15 protein-coding genes and 1 pseudogene are annotated in these 16,706 nt (G+C 70.3%); 10 read left to right on the top strand and 6 right to left on the bottom strand.

Annotated features, from left to right (window positions below):
• The first annotated feature begins 26 nt into the window (after window positions 1-26).
• From rnpA to AB0I21_RS42355, 10 genes and pseudogenes are all read left to right on the top strand, one after another.
• Window positions 27-467, top strand: coding sequence for a ribonuclease P protein component (gene rnpA / locus AB0I21_RS42400; protein WP_360569328.1), 441 nt, complete (start codon window positions 27-29; stop codon window positions 465-467).
• Window positions 464-735 (top strand): annotated as a pseudogene (gene yidD, locus AB0I21_RS42395) (membrane protein insertion efficiency factor YidD). The gene rnpA and the pseudogene yidD overlap by 4 nt, the downstream one beginning before the upstream one ends.
• Before the next feature lie 11 nt (window positions 736-746).
• Window positions 747-1,790, top strand: coding sequence for a membrane protein insertase YidC (gene yidC, locus AB0I21_RS42390; protein WP_360569351.1), 1,044 nt, complete (start codon window positions 747-749; stop codon window positions 1,788-1,790).
• Window positions 1,791-1,900: 110 nt separating this feature from the next.
• Window positions 1,901-2,563 carry a R3H domain-containing nucleic acid-binding protein gene (locus tag AB0I21_RS42385; RefSeq protein WP_344508501.1) on the top strand — a complete coding sequence of 221 codons (663 nt, stop codon included), beginning with the start codon at window positions 1,901-1,903 and terminating at the stop codon, window positions 2,561-2,563.
• 1,092 nt (window positions 2,564-3,655) lie between these two features.
• Window positions 3,656-4,522: a tetrahydrofolate dehydrogenase/cyclohydrolase catalytic domain-containing protein gene (locus AB0I21_RS42380; protein ID WP_354889668.1), complete on the top strand. Its 867-nt coding sequence runs from the start codon at window positions 3,656-3,658 to the stop codon at window positions 4,520-4,522.
• Window positions 4,523-4,627: 105 nt separating this feature from the next.
• A complete protein-coding gene (gene rsmG, locus AB0I21_RS42375; protein ID WP_360569327.1) occupies window positions 4,628-5,305 on the top strand; it encodes a 16S rRNA (guanine(527)-N(7))-methyltransferase RsmG in 678 nt (225 codons plus the stop codon).
• An 845-nt stretch (window positions 5,306-6,150) separates the two neighbouring features.
• Complete coding sequence (locus tag AB0I21_RS42370) at window positions 6,151-7,134, top strand: ParA family protein (protein WP_344508616.1); 984 nt, start codon at window positions 6,151-6,153, stop codon at window positions 7,132-7,134.
• The gene (locus AB0I21_RS42365) at window positions 7,131-8,177 is read left to right on the top strand and encodes a ParB/RepB/Spo0J family partition protein (protein ID WP_360569326.1); all 1,047 of its coding nucleotides are present in this window, start codon (window positions 7,131-7,133) and stop codon (window positions 8,175-8,177) included. Before AB0I21_RS42370 ends, AB0I21_RS42365 begins: the two co-directional genes overlap by 4 nt.
• Before the next feature lie 699 nt (window positions 8,178-8,876).
• Window positions 8,877-9,746: a hypothetical protein gene (locus tag AB0I21_RS42360; RefSeq protein ID WP_360569350.1), complete on the top strand. Its 870-nt coding sequence runs from the start codon at window positions 8,877-8,879 to the stop codon at window positions 9,744-9,746.
• Between the two features lie 152 nt (window positions 9,747-9,898).
• Window positions 9,899-10,576 carry a GNAT family N-acetyltransferase gene (locus AB0I21_RS42355; protein ID WP_344508509.1) on the top strand — a complete coding sequence of 226 codons (678 nt, stop codon included), beginning with the start codon at window positions 9,899-9,901 and terminating at the stop codon, window positions 10,574-10,576.
• Between the two features lie 120 nt (window positions 10,577-10,696).
• On the opposite strand, the gene AB0I21_RS42350 is transcribed toward AB0I21_RS42355, so the two are convergent.
• The 6 genes from AB0I21_RS42350 to AB0I21_RS42325 form a co-directional block, all read right to left on the bottom strand.
• On the bottom strand, window positions 10,697-11,854 hold the full coding sequence (locus AB0I21_RS42350; RefSeq protein WP_344508511.1) for an N-acetylmuramoyl-L-alanine amidase: 1,158 nt from the start codon (window positions 11,852-11,854) through the stop codon (window positions 10,697-10,699).
• 136 nt (window positions 11,855-11,990) lie between these two features.
• Window positions 11,991-12,326: a thioredoxin gene (gene trxA / locus AB0I21_RS42345; protein ID WP_033359929.1), complete on the bottom strand. Its 336-nt coding sequence runs from the start codon at window positions 12,324-12,326 to the stop codon at window positions 11,991-11,993.
• 47 nt (window positions 12,327-12,373) lie between these two features.
• The gene (gene trxB, locus AB0I21_RS42340) at window positions 12,374-13,300 is read right to left on the bottom strand and encodes a thioredoxin-disulfide reductase (protein ID WP_360569325.1); all 927 of its coding nucleotides are present in this window, start codon (window positions 13,298-13,300) and stop codon (window positions 12,374-12,376) included.
• Between the two features lie 98 nt (window positions 13,301-13,398).
• Window positions 13,399-14,310 carry a hypothetical protein gene (locus tag AB0I21_RS42335; protein ID WP_360569324.1) on the bottom strand — a complete coding sequence of 304 codons (912 nt, stop codon included), beginning with the start codon at window positions 14,308-14,310 and terminating at the stop codon, window positions 13,399-13,401.
• Window positions 14,307-14,939 (bottom strand): RNA polymerase sigma factor SigM, encoded by a 633-nt coding sequence (gene sigM, locus AB0I21_RS42330; protein ID WP_360569323.1) that lies wholly within the window; start codon window positions 14,937-14,939, stop codon window positions 14,307-14,309. Before sigM ends, AB0I21_RS42335 begins: the two co-directional genes overlap by 4 nt.
• Window positions 14,940-14,975: 36 nt before the next feature.
• The gene (locus AB0I21_RS42325) at window positions 14,976-16,511 is read right to left on the bottom strand and encodes a protein kinase family protein (RefSeq protein WP_360569322.1); all 1,536 of its coding nucleotides are present in this window, start codon (window positions 16,509-16,511) and stop codon (window positions 14,976-14,978) included.
• Window positions 16,512-16,706 lie beyond the last annotated feature (195 nt).

Below are 16,706 nucleotides of genomic sequence, written 5' to 3'. Positions count from 1 at the left end.
CCGACGCGGGTCCTCCGGGAGGCAGCGTGCTGGCGGCCGCTCAGCGTCTGCGGCGGCGGGAAGACTTCGCCGCCACCATTCGCAACGGTCGCCGCGCCGGTCGCGGAGCCCTCGTGGTGCATTTCCTGCAGTCGACTGTCGAGCCGGCGCCAGCAGATCAACCGTCTGCGCGCGCCGGCTTCGTCGTGTCTGACGCCGTCCTTGATGGCTCCGGCGGCACTGTTCAGCCGGCGCGGGCCGGGTTCGTGGTCTCCAAGGCGGTCGGCAACGCCGTCGTCCGCAACCTGGTGAAACGCCGGCTGCGGCACCTGGTCCGGCCGCACCTGGCCGACCTCCCCCCGGCCGCCATGGTCGTCGTCAGGGCGCTACCTCCCTCGGCGACAGCAAGCTACGAAGACCTGGGCCGCGATCTCGAGGCGGCTCTGGCGGCCGCTCGCCGCCCCAGAAGCCGGGAGGGACGTCGATGAACGTCGGAGCCCGGGTCGTTGCCGCTCCCATCGTCGCGTACCGTCGTTGGATAAGCCCGGCGTTGCCGGCGCGTTGTCGGTTCTACCCGTCGTGCAGCGCTTATGCCCTGGAGGCGGTCGGCACTCACGGCGCGATCCGGGGAATCGGTCTCGCGATCTGGCGGCTGCTGCGCTGCCACCCATTCCACCCCGGTGGGTTCGATCCGGTGCCTCCGCGCCGGGGAGCCTCGCCCGAGCCCGAGTCGACGTGACTGGAGCAGTGTCGTGATTAGCAAGCTGATGGGCGGGATCTACTGGCTGATCTCGCAGGTGATGCTGTTCTGGCACACCGTGTGGGACAAGGTCGTGCCTGACCACCGCACGCTCGGCACCAACTGGCAATGGGTTCTCGCGATCGTGTTCCTGGTGATCACGGTCCGGGTCGTGCTGTTCCCGATCTTCGTGAAGCAGATCAAGTCGCAGCGTGCGATGCAGGCGATCCAGCCGAAGATGAAGGAGCTGCAGGAGAAGCACAAGGGCGACCGGGAGACCCTCCAGAAGGAGGTCATGAAGCTCTACCAGGAGGAGAAGGTCAACCCGCTCATGGGCTGCCTTCCGATGTTCCTGCAGATCCCGGTCTTCATCGGCCTCCTGCACGTGCTCCGCCACCTGAAGCCCGGCACCTCCAACCACCAGATGGAGCTGTACGGCTGGAGCATCCCCGAGTTCATGGGCGCCGTCGACGCCCGGCTCTTCGACGCCCCGATCGTCGCCAAGTTCAGCAGCAGCGCCGCCGACCTCGCGAAGATCGAGGCCAACTCGACCACCGTGAAGATCGTGGCCGCGCTCCTTGTCGCGCTGATGATCACGACGACCTACCTGACCCAGCGTCAGATGATTATGAAGACCGGGTGGAACAGCGACCCGCAGCAGCGCATGATCCAGAAGTTCATGCTCTACGGCATCCCGTTCTTCACCCTCACCTCCGGCTGGTACTTCCCCATCGGCGTCATCATCTACTGGGTCACCAACAACGCGATCACCCTCGGCCAGCAGTACTGGGTCCTGCACAAGTACCCGCCGCCGGCGAGCGCGACCGCCAACACGACCCCGTACAAGAGCAAGGGCGGCCCCTCGCTGACCAAGGGCGGCGCCCCCGCGGCGAAGCCGGCCGGCGGCCTCCGCTCGATGCTCAGCAAGGCCAAGGACGAGGCAGCGGCGCAGCAGGCCGCGGCGGCCGCCGCCAAGCAGGCCCAGGCCAACGGCAAGGCTCTCGCCCCGAAGCCCGGCGCCAAGCCGATCAACCCGAAGAAGGGTGGCGCCGCGAAGCGGCAGTCGGGTTGACGCGACCCCGCCGGCCCACCCCTTCCCGGGCCGGCGAGCGGCGCTCCCTGTGCACCACCACCCCTCACCGACGACCTGTGACGGCGCCTCGGCGCCCCAAACAAGCGGAGATGAGTTTCGTGACCGACACCACCAGTGATCTCGACGCGCGCGGCACCGAGGACGACGCTGCGGATCAGGACGCCAACCTCGACGAGATCGAGGACGCCGACGACACGGACGAGGCCGACGAGGACGCCGACTCCAGCGACGGCGAATCGGCGAAGGCTTCCGGCGGCAGCAACGGCCGGGCCGCGGCCGACCTGTTCCGGGAGAGCGAGATCGCGGCCGACTACGTCGAAGGCCTCCTCGACATCCTCGACTACGACGGCGACATCGACGAGCTCGTCGTCAGCGGCCGCCCCGTCGTCGAGGTCGTCGAGGGCGGCGACGGCTCCGGCCGCCGCCTCCAGGCGCTCGTCGGCCAGCGCGGCGCCACCCTCGAGGCACTGCAGGAGCTGAGCCGCCTCGCGGTCTTCCGGCAGACGGGCTCCCCCAGCCGTCTCCTCCTCGACGTCGGCGGCTACCGGGCCCTGCGCCGCAAGGAGCTCGGCGCGATCGCCAAGAACGCCGCGGAGAAGGTGAAGGAGTACGGCGAGGCCGTCCGCCTGGAGCCGATGAGCGCCTTCGAGCGCAAGTGCGTCCACGACGTCATCAACGCCCTCCCCGGCGTGGAGAGCGAGTCCGAGGGCGTCGAGCCGGCCCGCCGGATCGTGGTCCGCCCGGTCGCCTGACCCAAGCCCAACCGCGAGCGGGGCACCCCATGACGGGGTGCCCCGCTTTTCCGTTTGCGGCTCACCTCCGTACACCCACCCACCCGCCTGCCTCCACTCTGCTTGCCCACGCCCCGCACGTTCCGTCTCCGTGCCTTGTCCCCCGCGTCCAACCCCGCACCTCGCGGGGCGCATACGGGCCTCGCTCTTCCACGCACCAGTTGGTCGCTGCTCCCCGCGCCCTCGCGCCCTGTTCTTCGCGCGCCCCGTGCTTCTGGGCTCTGGTGGCACAGGGGTCGGCACTTCGACTGCTCGCCCCGATCCGTGCCCGATCGACGTTTGGTTGCGGCCGTGCCTCGCACCCGTGGCTTGCGCCCGTAGCCGCGTGCCGCTGAGTGTGCCCCGTCTCCTGGCGAACGTTCCGTCCCCTGCGTCTGTGTTCCCGCCCGTGCGCCGCGTCCCGGCTGTAGCTTTCGGTCGAGTCGAGCGCCGTGCCGACTGCACTGTGGCCGGCCACCGCCTTCGCGTCCGGGTTGTCGTACACAGACGCACCGGGCCTGCGGCACGAGGCCGCGACGCGACACCCGGCATGCGGCACGAGGGTGCGGGATCTTCCCATCAATACAGAGCGCGGCGCGCGGGCACCGTGGGACACGACGCACCACGGGGAAGCGACAGCTTGATCGAAGGAGTGTGCTGGCCGTCATCGCGACCAGGGCTGGCCTTCGATCACCACGCTGCTGGATGCCAGGGCGCCGGCCGCCCGCCGGATCCACACAGCTGGTCCCGAGCGCGATGCAGGCCGGCGCCACAAGCGTCGTCCGCACGTTGCGGGAGTCGGCGCGGTCCTGTCTGCCCGGTCTCGCGGCTGACGGCCGTACAAGGGGCGGGCGGCGCGTCACGGAGGGCTGGTGATGGCGTCCTGGGTGGGGCGTGTCGGCGGTGGTGTTGTTCCTGCATTCCTTCGTTGGGGTTCGTCCCCGCGTGGTCGGGAGGGGATGGGATCGGGGACAATGGGTGGCAGACGCGACTGGCGGCACCGGGATGGGACGGACCATCGGGGAGCTCGAGTTGTGAGGGTCGACCGCCTGGGTCCTCACGTCGGGGAGTCGTATGTCCACGACCACTGCTGTTCTCCTGCCCGGCGCTCCTGTCGCCGAGAAGATCCTGGCTGACGTTGCGACGCGGGTGGCGGCGTTGCGCGCGCGGGGGGTTGTGCCCTCGCTGGCGACCATCCTTGTCGGCGATGACGACGCGAGCGCGGGGTACATCCGCATCAAGCAGCGGCAGGCGGCGGAGCTCGGGTTCGAGTCGCCGCACGAGCACCTGCCGGCAGACACGACGCAGGAGGCGCTGCACGCGGTCATCGACCGGTTCAACGCTGACCCCGACGTGCATGGGTTGCTCATTCAGTACCCGACGCCTCAGCACCTTGACTACGACGTCGCGTTGCAGCGGGTCGATCCGGACATGGACGTCGACGGCATGCACCCGCTGAACCTCGGGCGTCTTGCCGCGGGCATGCCCGGGCCGCTCCCCTGCACGCCCGCCGGAATCGAGGCGCTCCTCGCGCACTACGAGATTCCGGTCAGCGGCAGGGAGGTCGTCATCCTCGGGCGTGGGGCGACGCTGGGGCGTCCGCTGGCGATGCTTCTGTCGCAGAAGCGGCCGACCGCCAACGCCGCCGTGACGGTCGTGCACACGGGTGTCGCGGACTGGCCGCGGTACACGCAGCGGGCCGACATCCTCATCGCCGCGGCCGGCGTGCCGGGCATCATCCAGCCCGAGCACGTGAAGCCCGGCGCGACGGTTATCGGCGGCGGGGTCCGGTACTCCGGCCGGCGGCTCCTGCCCGACGTGGACGAGTCGTGCGCGGAGGTCGCGGGCGCCATCACGCCGCGCGTCGGCGGGGTCGGCCCCACCACGGTCGCGATGCTCTTCCGCAACGCCGTGACGGCCGCGGAGCGACGTTTCACGTGAAACATCCGGGGCCGCACGAAGACACGGCCCTCTTCTCGCCGCCCCCGTGCGCCGATCTGTCCCCAGTGGCCGGTCGCGCGGGGGCGGCGTGATTTGCTTGACCGCATGGATGGTGCTGTTCCGAACGAGGTGTTGCCGGCCGCCGAGAAGGTGTTCGGCGATCGGCTCCCGTTGGCTGAGCGGTTCGCTCAGTTGCTCGTCACCGACGGGGTGGTGCGAGGGCTGATCGGCCCTCGCGAGGCGCCGCGCATCTGGGAACGCCACATGCTCAACTGCGCCGTCCTCGGCGAACTCATCCAATCGGACGCCACGGTCGTCGACGTCGGCTCCGGCGCCGGACTGCCCGGTATGGTGCTGGCAGTGGCTCGTCCCGACCTGTTCGTCACGTTGGTCGAGCCGCTCGCACGACGCACCGCGTTCCTGACCGAAGCGGTGACGGCGCTCGGCCTCGAGCGGACCACCGTGGTCCGGGCGCGGGCCGAGGAGTGCGTCGGGAAGCTTCCCCTCGCCGATGTCGTCACCGCCAGAGCAGTCGCACCGCTGGACCGGCTTGCCGGATGGTGTCTTCCCCTCACCGCCGTCGGTGGGCGACTGCTCGCGCTCAAGGGATCCTCTGCCGCGGCGGAGATCGCCGAGCACGCAGAAGTCCTGAGCCGGCTTGGAGCGGGCGCGCCGTCGGTACGGCAGTGCGGGGACGCCGTCCTCGCCGAGCCGACGACGGTCGTCGAGGTCGTGCGGGAGCGGGAAGTCGCGCAGCGCCGGAAAGGCAAGCGCGGGCGGTAAACCGGGGGGCGGGCCGAAAGCGTCCTCCGGACACGGGGGAACGCGGGGGTTCGACGATGGACATCAGAAACTGCAACAGCGGCTGGCCGGCCGCACCGACCAAGCGACTCGGCGGTCTCCTACGCCGAGTCGACGGCTTTCTGGTCTTCTTACGGCCGAATGCGAGTGAGAAGACCAACGACTCGCCGATCGGCCATGGCTCTGGTCGCCTGTGCGCCGTAGGCTGGCCGCGCGCCGTTCTTGCGTTCCCGGCGCCGGTCACCGCAGTCACTCGAGACCTCGCGTCGGGCGGTGCGCCGGAGGTGGGCACAACGTCGCTGACGGCCGGCAGTGCACATCTTTCCGAGCGGGACGGGACTGACATGGTGCGCGACAGCGGTGATGGTCCGGACTACGGCGATGGCAGCTCTCATGTTTCACGTGAAACACCGATAGGTCCGCGACCGGCCGCCGGCGCCGGAGGCCTCTACGGCTCGCCCGCAGGGCACGTCGCGCATTCCGGTTTCGGTGCAGTGAGCGAGCCCGGCGTTCCCGGCCCGGACTACGGGCACGGGACCCATCAGTCGGACAGTCCTGGACCGGTCGCCCAAGCGGCGAATGCGCAGGGATCCGATGGCCAGGAAATCGAGGGCTGGGGGGTTCGTCCGCCCGCGCGGCCAGTGCCCCAGCCGCGGGTCGACAGCCCGGCCGAAACGACACGCGGCACCACGGTGGACTTTCGCGACAGCGGCCCAGTCGATCGCGCATCTACCGGTACTGTTTACGGCCGGGGCGGAAAACCGGTCGTGCCCAGAGCCGATTCACAATCCGCTGCAGACGAAGCGAAAGCCGAGACGAGAGCAGATATGAGGTCCGAGCGACGGAGCAGTCCGTCCCCCCGGCCACACCCGTCCGTCGTCACCGCGGATACCGAGGGCGCCATGACAGACGCGTATGTTTCACGTGAAACCGAAGACCCCCCGCTGGCTCAGGAGGCAAAGCGCGCCGTGGAGATCCTCAACCCGAGCGGGGAGATTACGATGCCCCGTCCGCCACGGCGGCGCACGATGTGTGTGGCGAACCAGAAGGGCGGCGTGGGTAAGACCACCACGGCGGTCAACATCGCCGTGGCCCTGGCGCTGCACGGCAACCGCGTCCTGGTGATCGACCTCGACCCGCAGGGCAACGCTTCCACCGGTCTGAACGTCCCCCACCACTCCGGCGTGCCGGACGTTTACGACTGTCTGATCGACGGCGCGCCGCTCGACGCGGTGACCCAGCAGGTTGAGGGCATCCCGAACCTGTGGGCCGTGCCCGCGACGATCGACCTCGCCGGCGCCGAGATCGAGCTGGTCTCGGTCGTCGCCCGCGAGTCGCGCCTCAAGCGGGCGATCGAGGCCGGCGGGAGCAACTACGACTACATCTTCATCGACTGCCCCCCGTCGCTCGGCCTGCTGACAGTCAACGCGCTCGTCGCGGCCGAAGAGGTGCTGATCCCGATCCAGTGCGAGTACTACGCCCTGGAAGGCGTGCAGGCCCTCACGAACAACATCGAGCTTGTGCGGTCGCACCTGAATCCGAAGCTCGACATCTCGACGGTGCTGTTGACGATGTACGACCGGCGGACCCGCCTCGCGGACCTCGTCGAGCAGGACGTCCGGAACCACTTCGGCGAGAAGTGTCTGAACGCGGTCATCCCCCGCAACGTTCGCGTGTCCGAGGCGCCGAGCTACAGCCAGTCCGTGATGACGTACGACCCGGGCTCCCGCGGTGCGGTGAGCTACTTCGAGGCGGCGCAGGAAATCGCGCTGCGCGGTGCGCACGATGCGCAGGTTGGAGGAGTGGCATGAAGTCGAACCGACGTGGAGGTCTCGGACGGGGGCTCGGTGCCCTCATCCCCACCGCCGCGCCGACGGCTGAGAGCGCGACGGGCGGCACCGCCACCGCGCTGGCGACTCCCCCGGCCGAGACCGACGCCCCGACCAACGGCGTGACCGCCGCCGACTCCTCGGTGGAGCAGCTCGCTCCGGTGCCGGGCGCGCGGTTCGCCGAGATCTCGGTGACGTCGATCGTGCCGAACCCGAAGCAGCCCCGGCAGGTCTTCGACGACGATGCGATCGAGGAGCTGAAGACCTCGATCCAGGAGGTCGGCTTCCTGCAGCCGATCGTCGTCCGCGAGCTCACCGAGCCGGTCGAGTCGGACGACGAGTCGGGCGCGCAGAAGAAGTACGAACTCGTGATGGGCGAGCGTCGCTGGCGCGCGGCACAGGCGCTCGGCAAGGAAGCGATCCCGGCCATCGTCCGCGAGACCCGCGACGACGCGATGCTCCGCGACGCGCTCCTCGAGAACATCCACCGCGCCAACCTCAACCCTCTGGAAGAGGCGGCCGCGTATCAGCAACTCCTTGAGGAGTTCGGCGCGACCCACGAGGAACTGGCGCGGCGCATCGGCCGGAGCCGCCCTCAGATCTCGAACACGATCCGGCTTCTGAACCTGCCCGCTCAGGTGCAGCGTCGCGTGGCCGCTGGCGTGCTGTCCGCCGGGCACGCCCGCGCGCTCCTCGGACTCGACAACTCCGAGGAGCAGGAGACGCTCGCGCACCGGATCGTCGCGGAGGGCCTGTCGGTCCGGGCGACCGAGGAGATGGTTTCGCTCGCGGTGTCCGAGGGCGCTACGGCGAAGAAGGCGGCGCCGCAGCGGAGGGCCAAGCCGCACGCGCCGGCGCTGTCGGACCTCGCCGACCGGCTGTCGGACCGGTTCGACACGCGGGTGAAGGTCGACATCGGCCAGCGCAAGGGGCGGATCACGATCGAGTTCGCGACCGTGGACGACCTGGAGCGCATCGTCGGCATCATCGGTGTCGACCAGCGCGGCCAGCAGCGGGAGCAGTAGCACTGAGTTTCTCGGCCGCGGCGACGTCCGCGGTGAACGATCCGGCCAACGGTCCGGGCAGCTGCAGAAGGAGCAGCGGCCCGGACCGCGGTGTATCTGGGCGAAGTTCGCCCGGGAGACCGAGGCCGTTGAGATGTCGCGACCTCAGGCGGCGGCGGTCGCGGCACGACGGGGCGCGGCTTCGAACTTCGAGCAAGAAGCAAGAACGTGCGGCCTGTTGCCTGATGCCGGTCGCGTCGGTGGAGGGTCGGCTCCCCCGCCCGCATGCGGTCGCGGCGATCGGGCGGGCGCGTCTACGAAACGGTCGCGGCCCGACCGGAGGCCGTCGTGGCCCGTCGAGTGGGTGAAGGGGCGCGCCGACCGTGGCAGCGCTTGGCGGTGTGTCTGAAGGACCTGCGAAGGGTGCCGGTGGAGCGGCCTGGTACGGGCGACGGGCTGGCGCTAGTCGTACAAACGCCGAAAACGCCAATCAGAACGGCTGGGGGCGAAATCTTGGGGTGTTTGGATTTCGCCTCAGGATCGTTCTGGGGGAACTTTATCCACAGGGGTTATCCACAGGCTCACCGTTTCACGTGAAACCGCGTGGTAGAGGGCTTAGGTGCCTGTGGACGAAGGTCCCTAGGGTGCACTGTCCACAGGGTGCGGACAGCGGGGTTGCGATTGGGCTAGGGTCGGCTCGTGTCCGAGACGCCATCGCAGCTGCCCTCGTTTACCTACTGGCCCACGTTCCCGTTCGAGGGTGACCTCCGGGTGAAGCGTCTGCTCGACCCGGTGCCGATCGAGCCGCCACGGCATGGGGACAACCCGGCGGAGTGCCGGGCGTGCGGGGCGCCGGACGAGGCGTACATCTGGGTGAGCGACCGGTGGCGGGTGCGCAGCCTCGACCGGCCCACCGGGCTGCCGGCCGTGCTGATCCTCGAGTCGCGGTCGCACCTCGACCTCGGCGATCTGCCCAACATGCTCGCCGCCGAGCTCGGCGTGATGACGGTGCGGCTGGAGCGGGCGATCCGGTCGCTCGACGGGGTGGCGCGAGTCCACGTGAACCGGTGGGGCGACGGCGCCGCGCACCTGCACCTGTGGTTCCTCGCGCGACCGTATGGGCGGCTGCAACTGCAGGGGACGTTCCTCGCGCTGTGGGATGACATCCTGCCGCCGATCCCGGAAGACCAGTGGCGGGAGAACCTGGCGCTGGTCGCCGCCTGGCTCGCGGAGTTCGGCGGGCGACCCCTCGCCGAGCCGCCGCGGATCAACTGGACGGCGCCGGCGCGGTTCCGCGAGGAGGCGGCGCTCGGAGACGCGGGGATTCACGTGGACCCGCCGGAGCCGGCGGCGGCGAGCGAGCCTTCTGTCGGCGGTGGCAGCGTCGGTACGGCCGGAAGCACCACAACGCCCGCACCGGGAGCAGCGGCTCCCGGTCCAGCGGCCACCAGCGCGGCGGCGTCCGGTGCGGCAACGGCGACCGGCGAACCGGCGGGGCCAGTGGCGGCAGCAGGGCCGGGGGCGGCGCCTTCCCACCAAGGAGGAGACGCGGCGCCGGTGCTGGACAAGAAGGAGCCAGACGCACCGTGACCTGGCCGCGGCGCACGGTGCTGCTGAGGCACCTGAGCCGCAGGGGCGACGCCGACTGAGGAACTCTCGCCGGATGACTCCCGCGGCCCGTGATCGGTGCGTACCATCATGACGGTTGACCGTACGTAAGCAGCGCGCGCGGAGATGGGCCAATGTCGCGACGTCTCGTGAGTTTGACGCTCGACACCCTCGAGGATCTACCTCGATCGTGCCGTGCCTGCGTCTTCTGGGAGCTCGACCCGGTAGCCGCCGACAGAGCCTGCGCCAACGGCGACCCAGGCCTCGAAAAAGAGGCCTGGGTGTCGCAGACGCTGCTCGAGTGGGGCTCCTGCGGCAAGCTGGTGTACGTCGACGGGATGCCGGCGGGGTTCGTGATGTTCGCTCCCCCGGCGTACGTGCCGAGGTCGATGGCGTTCCCGACCTCGCCGGTGTCACCCGACGCGGTGCTGCTGATGACCGCGCACGTGGTGCAGCCGTTCGCGGACGGCGGGCTGGGGCGGATGCTCGTCCAGGGCGTCGCGCGCGACCTGACGAAGCGCGGCGTGAAGGCGATCGAGGCGTTCGGCGACGCGAAGTTCGGCGAGGTCGACGAGGCCGGCCGCAACGAGCAGGGCTGCCTCGCGCCGGCGGACTTCTTCACCTCGATCGGGTTCAAGACCGTGCGGCCGCACCCCCGCTACCCGCGGCTGCGGCTGGAGCTGCGCACTGCGCTGTCGTGGAAGTCGGACGTCGAGTATGCGCTGGAGAAGCTGCTCGGCTCGATGAGCCCGGAGTCGCTGCTCCGCCCGGTGCTGCCGGTGCGGCCGGCGACCCGCACCATGCAGCCCTGAGGGGCCGGGACCACGCGGCCCTGAAGGGCCGCCCAATACGAACAGTGCCTCCCGGCCTGAACGGCGGCCTGGGAGGCACTGGTAGGCGCTGGATAGGCCCTGGTAGGCGCTGGAGGCGCCTCAGACGGCGTTGTTGGTCAGCGCCCGCAGCAGGCTGACGTCGATGGAGCCGGTCGGCACGTCGATCTCGACCGGCAGATACATGCGCTGCACCGCGGCCATCATCGCCTCGACGACCCGCTCGCGGAACGCCGGGTCGATGAGCCGCTCGCGGTCGGTCGGCGAGGTCAGGTAGCCCACGTCCACCCGGACGGCGGGCATCCGGCTGAGGCGCAGCAGCTCCCACGTCTTCGCGTGCGTCTGGCAGTCGCGGAGCCCGGTGCGGACGACGATCTCGCGCTGCACGAGCTTGGCGAGCCGCTCGCCAACGATCGACGTCGGGCCGGAGACGGTGCCGTAGTGGTAGGTGGCGACGCCCTCGGCCTCGGGGTTGCGGTAGCCGTCGAGGTGGATCGAGATGAGAAGGTCGGCGCCGAGCTCGTTGGCCAGCTGGACCCGGTCACGGTCGCTGAGAGCCGCCGTGGGCTGCGGACCCCTGGTGAGGTTCACCCGCATGCCCGCGGCCGCCAGACGGCCTTCCAGACGGGCTGCGAGGTCATATACGAGGTCCGCCTCCGCCCACCGGAGCGGACCGTCGGGGACGACGTGCCCGGTGTCGGGTCCGCCGTGGCCCGGGTCGATGACGATGCGCTTGCCGAGCAGGGTCGGGCCGGAGGCGCGGAAGGCCTCCGCCTCGCGGAGCAGCTGCGGGCGGCCGCCGATCACCTTGCGGCCGAGGCGGCGCAGCGCACCGACCGTGGCCGGCCCGCACTCGCCGTCGGGCCGCAGGCCGACCTCGCGCTGGAACTGCGCGACGGCGTGCGCCGTGCGGCTGCCGTAGATCCCGTCGGCGCGTCCAGGGTTGAAGCCCATCTCCAGCAGGCGCTCCTGCAACTGACGGACGTCGTCGCCGATGTACGGGTCGCCGACGGTGTGGAACAGCGCCCGCTGCCCCAGCCGCCACCGCGCCGCGTCGAGGGACCGCCACGTCTCGTCGCCGACCGCGCCGTCGACCGTCAGGCCGTGGCTCTGCTGAAACGCGCGGACCGCGCGCTCGGTGGCCTCGTCGAACTCGGGATCGGTCTGGGGTGCGGTGTCAGCCAGCAGATCCAGCACGACAAGAATGCTGCGGATCTCGGCGACCGCCGCTCCCCGCGCCCCGCGCCGGATTGCCCGCATGTGGTCCTCCTGAAAAAGCCAGCGAATGCACCGCAGCGTACCGCTCACGGCACAGGGACGCGTCATCACGCGGCCTTTGACGAAAACGCGCCCCGCCTTACCTGAAGGCGGGGCGCGTCAATGCTTGTGGCTGGCCTCAGGCTGGCTCGAGCGCAGACTCGATGAGACGCACCAGTGCGCTCTTCGGGCTCGCGCCGACGACCGACCGGAAAGGCTCGCCGTCCTTGAACACGGTGAGTGTCGGGACGGACAGCACCTGGTAAGCGCGGGCCGTCTCCGGGTTGCTGTCGATGTCGACCTTGACGATCTTCACCTTGTCGGCGAGGTCGCCCACGGCGATCTCGTTGAGCATCGTCTCGATCTTCCGGCACGGCTGGCACCACTCAGCCCAGAAGTCCACCAAAACCGGAATATCGGATTTGAGGACGTCAGCCTCGAAGGTCTTGTCGCTGACCGGCTGGATGGCTCCCATGCGCACTCCTCTACCTGTTGTGGAACTGTCGTGCTCCGCGTTCTGAGTTACAGCGTGGCGATGTAGCGCTCGGCGTCGAGGGCCGCCGCGCAACCGGTGCCCGAGGCGGTGATCGCCTGCCGGTAGGTGTGGTCGACCAGGTCACCGGCGGCGAACACGCCCTCGATGTTGGTGCGGGTGCTCGGCGACGCCACCTTCACGTAGCCGGCGTTGTCCAGCTCGACCTGGCCGCGGAACAGCTCGCTGCGCGGGTCGTGGCCGATCGCCACGAACACGCCGGCCACCTCGAGGTCGGTCTCCTCGCCGGTGTTGACGTCCTGCACGCGCAGGCCGCCGACGCGGCCGCCGCGGTCGAGGACCTCGGTCACCACACTGTTCCACCGGACCTGGATCTTCTCGTTGGCCAGCGCGCGCTCCGCCATGATCTTGCTGGCACGGAACGATTCGCGCCGGTGCACGATCGTCACCGACTTGGCGAACCGGGTGAGGAACGTCGCCTCCTCCATCGCCGAGTCACCGCCGCCGACGACCACGATGTCCTCGTTACGGAAGAAGAAACCATCACAGGTGGCACAGGACGACACGCCCCGCCCGAGCAGCTCCTGCTCCCCCGGGACGGAGAGCGGGCGCCAGGCGGAGCCGGTCGACAGGATGACGGCGCGGGCCTGGTATTCGGTCTCGCCGACCCACACGCTCTTCACGGGGCCTTCCAGGGCCACGCGGGTCGCGTCGTCGGTGACGAACTCGGCCCCGAAGTGCTCGGCCTGCTTGCGCATGTTGTCCATGAGCTCCGGGCCGAGGATGCCGTCGGGAAAACCGGGGAAGTTCTCCACCTCGGTGGTCGTCATCAGCGCGCCACCTGACGTGACGCCTTCGATCACCAGCGGCTTGAGGTTGGCCCGGGCCGCATAGACGGCAGCCGTATACCCGGCGGGGCCGGACCCCACGATGATCAGGTTGCGGACCTCGTCCACGGTCGACTCCTCGAGTTAAGCCTGTGCCAGCAAAACGTCATCCTACGAACCGATGATTCCCGTTGTGGGGTGACGCGTGTGCCACATCACCACTACGGTCAGACAGTGCCGCGGTAAAGCTCGTCGGCGATCGCACCGCCGATGCCGCAGTCCGGCCCGACCGCGATGACCAGCCGCTTGCCGGCCCCGACCCTCGTGCCGTCGACGATGACGACCAGTGCCGGCTTCCCCTCGAACCGGGCGTAGTCGACCACTGCCACCTGACCACCGTATTCCCCGACCACGGCGTTGAGGCAGGCGGCCCTGGCCACCGGGTCCGTGAGCCGCCGCAACGCCTCGGGCACGCCGGCCGGCGGCTTCGCCGACTTGGCCACGTCGGTGCCGCGGCTGCCTTCGACGTCGGGCATCTGCGCGGCGGACGATGGCGACCCCAGGGCCAGCTGGCCGACCGTGCCGGGCCCGTAGTCCTGGCCGGATGCCACGAGGGCGGCGTCGGAGCGGGTGGAGGTCCTGGTGCCGCCCGAGCTCGAAGCGGGCCCGGCCTGCGGCGCGGCGCCGTTGTTCAGGCCGCCGTCGGCCGCGGACATGCCGGGGCTGTTGGTGACGGTCTGCTCGCTCACGACCAGGGTCACGCCGAACCCGCCGCAGATCAGCACCGCGGCGGCCGTCGCCAGCCCGACCGCCCACCGCTGCCGCCGGTGCCGGCGCGCCTCGCGGGCCCGGGCGAGATCGAGCACCGGCGCGTCGGAGGTCGGTGCGACGACCGCGGCCTGCAGCGCGGCATTCAGCCTGTGCTCGACGTCCGGCGGCACGGCCGGCGTCTCGGCGCCCAGGGCGGTCAGCTCGTCCCGGACGGCCACCTCGGCGGTGACGAGGGCCGCATACGCCTCGGCCCAGCTCGCGTCGGTGCTGACCCGGCGGCGCACGTCGTCCGCTTCGGGGGTGCCGTCCAGCGCGCCACCGACGAAGTCGGCGAGCAGGTCGAAGTCGGCGTCGGAGAACATCGTCACGAGCCGCCCTCCTTCCTGATCGCCGCGGCTCCAGTCGCTGTCTCAGCGCTGCTCGGTGATGGGACGCCGCCGGTGCCGACCGGGTTCCGCAGGTGGCCGAGCATCACAGCGAGGCGGGCCCGCCCGCGCGCGCACCTGCTCTTGATGGTGCCCTCCGCGACGCCCAGGATCACGGCCGCCTCGGCCACGGAGTATCCCTGCACGTCGACGAGCACGAGCGCCGAACGCTGGTCGACGGCCAGCTGCTGCAGCGCGTGCTGCACGTCCATGGCCGTGTCGCGGTCGGTCGCCGGGGCGGGTGTGATGTCCGTCTCGGGCAGCGGCACGGTCGGGCGCGACTGCCGGCGTCGTATCCGGTCCAGGCAGGCGTTGACCACGATGCGGTGCAGCCACGTCGTGACCGCCGAGTCGCCCCGGAAGTTACCCGCCGCCCGGAACGCGGACAGCAGCGCGTCCTGGAGCGCGTCAGCGGCCTCCTCGCGGTCGCCCAGGGTCCGCAGGGCGACCGCCCACAGCCGGTCGCGGTGCCGCCGGACGATCTCCGCGAACGCGTACGGATCGCCAGCGGCGTGGGCATGCAGAAGCGCGGTGTCATCCGGCGTCTGACGCACGCCCGGCTCCGCCTCCACGGCTGGCACCTTATCGACCGCGAACGGCTTGTGGGACTACTGGACTCGAACGGTTATCTCAGCGATGGCAACTCGATAACCGCTGCCGCTGCTCTCCTTGGGCAGCTTCGTGATCCAGACGAGCAGGTAGCGCGTCGGCTGCGCCGGACCCACGTACAGGTTCGTGGGGTCCATCGCGGCCTTTGCCGTGTTCTCGACCACCTTGTACTGGTCGACGGTCTGCTGGTCCTGCGTGGCGCCGCTACCGAAGTCGGTGGTGCCGGTGCGCAGCTCGCCGCTGGCCCCCGGGGTGGCGAGCTTGACCTCCACGGACACGATCTGCCTCGCCTCGCCGAGGTCGAGCCAGACGCCCATGCCGTCTTTCTTGCCACCGAAGTCGGCCTTCGGGTATCGCTCCGTGCGCCAGGTCGTCTCGGTCATGCCGTCGATCGTCTTCTCGGCGTCCTTGACCTCGGACCGGTTGCCCTTCGGGTCGACGATCCGGACCTGGGACGACTTGAGCGTCAGCACCGTCGGCTGGCCGGCCGGCGGCTTCGCCTGCTGCGGCGCGCTGCTGCCCGCCGCGGAGGGGGGCGTCTCAGTGGGCGTCGCCGGGTCGCCGAGGACCTTCGCCGCGGCGAGCGTGCCGGCCAGCGCCAGCACGAGCAGGCCCACGACACCCACGGCCAGCTTCCGCCCCGCGGGCTTCGGCGGCGCGGTGGACTGCGACGCGGCGTCGAACGCCTCGAAGTCGAGCTGCTCGCCGCCGCGCTCTGCGCCGCTCTCGGCCAGGTCGCTCTCGTCGAACTGCCCGAACGAGGCGAGCTCCCCGGCGAGCGACTCCGCCGACGGCAGTGGCAGGTCAGGGTTGAGCAGGTCCGTCACCAGTGAGTCGAGATGCGTCGGCACGCCGGCCCGCATCTGCCGCGGCGCCGCCAGCGCGCCGGAGCTGTCGCGCACGCCGTCCGGCACCGAATAGGTGCCGGCCTCGCGATGCGGCCAGTATCCCGTCAGCGCGCAGTAGAGCACCGCACCGATGGCCCGGATGTCCGTCTCGGGGGTCGCCAGGTCGTCGGCCCGCGCGTCGGTCAGCACGACCCGTCCGTCGTGCGCGACGAGCACCGTGCCGGGGTGCACGTTGCCGTGCGCCATCCCCGTCCCGTGCAGCGACGCCACGGCGTCCGTGACGGCCCACGCGATCGCCACCGACCGCCCCGCGTCCAGCGGACCCGACGCCACGATTTCGCGCAGCGCGATCCCGTCGACCCACTCCCGGACCACATAGGCCCGGTTGCCCTCGTCGATCGCGTCATAGACGCCGACCAGGTGGGGGTGGACGATCCGGCTGGCGGCCACGGCCGCGCCCAGCATCTCCTTGGCGCTCTCCCCACCGGGGTAGCGCAGGACGACCGCCACCGGCCGCCGCAGGATCACGTCGATCCCGCGATACAGCTGACGGCCCAATGAGTCGTTGCCGATGTGCTCTTCGAGCTGGTATCGCTCGGCAAGGATTTCACCGACGGATGGGGTGCCGAAGGTCAGGACCTGCGGAATTCCTCCCGAGGCCTCCAGCCCTTCGTCGAGCTCAGCCACCCGTCCTCCCTTCCGATTCGTGTGCTCACCTGGGGCGTCCGTCGTAACGCGAGTCGCAGTCACTAAGCCTAAGCGCTCCGGCGGGGCGTCGAGGTTGACCTTACCGGTCAGGTCTAAGGGTTCCGACACGTCATCTTCTCCGGACCACCCACGGCGATGCCAATTGATCACCCATGCCTGGACATAGCGGTCATA

This window comes from Dactylosporangium sp. NPDC050588 (assembly GCF_040654975.1).
Classification (GTDB): Bacteria; Actinomycetota; Actinomycetes; order Mycobacteriales; family Micromonosporaceae; genus Dactylosporangium; species Dactylosporangium maewongense.
Note: the sequence above shows the minus strand (reverse complement) of the source record. Positions and strands in the feature narration are given on the sequence as shown.

Bases quoted from the DNA above. Each gene is read 5' to 3' on its own strand.
- yidC (WP_360569351.1), top strand. From the start codon at position 747: ATGGGCGGGATCTACTGGCTGATCTCGCAGGTGATGCTGTTCTGGCAC.
- AB0I21_RS42385 (WP_344508501.1), top strand. From the start codon at position 1,901: ATGAGTTTCGTGACCGACACCACCAGTGATCTCGACGCGCGCGGCACC.
- AB0I21_RS42380 (WP_354889668.1), top strand. From the start codon at position 3,656: ATGTCCACGACCACTGCTGTTCTCCTGCCCGGCGCTCCTGTCGCCGAG.
- rsmG (WP_360569327.1), top strand. From the start codon at position 4,628: ATGGATGGTGCTGTTCCGAACGAGGTGTTGCCGGCCGCCGAGAAGGTG.
- AB0I21_RS42370 (WP_344508616.1), top strand. From the start codon at position 6,151: ATGAGGTCCGAGCGACGGAGCAGTCCGTCCCCCCGGCCACACCCGTCC.
- AB0I21_RS42365 (WP_360569326.1), top strand. From the start codon at position 7,131: ATGAAGTCGAACCGACGTGGAGGTCTCGGACGGGGGCTCGGTGCCCTC.
- AB0I21_RS42355 (WP_344508509.1), top strand. From the start codon at position 9,899: ATGTCGCGACGTCTCGTGAGTTTGACGCTCGACACCCTCGAGGATCTA.
- AB0I21_RS42350 (WP_344508511.1), bottom strand. From the start codon at position 11,854: ATGCGGGCAATCCGGCGCGGGGCGCGGGGAGCGGCGGTCGCCGAGATC.
- trxA (WP_033359929.1), bottom strand. From the start codon at position 12,326: ATGGGAGCCATCCAGCCGGTCAGCGACAAGACCTTCGAGGCTGACGTC.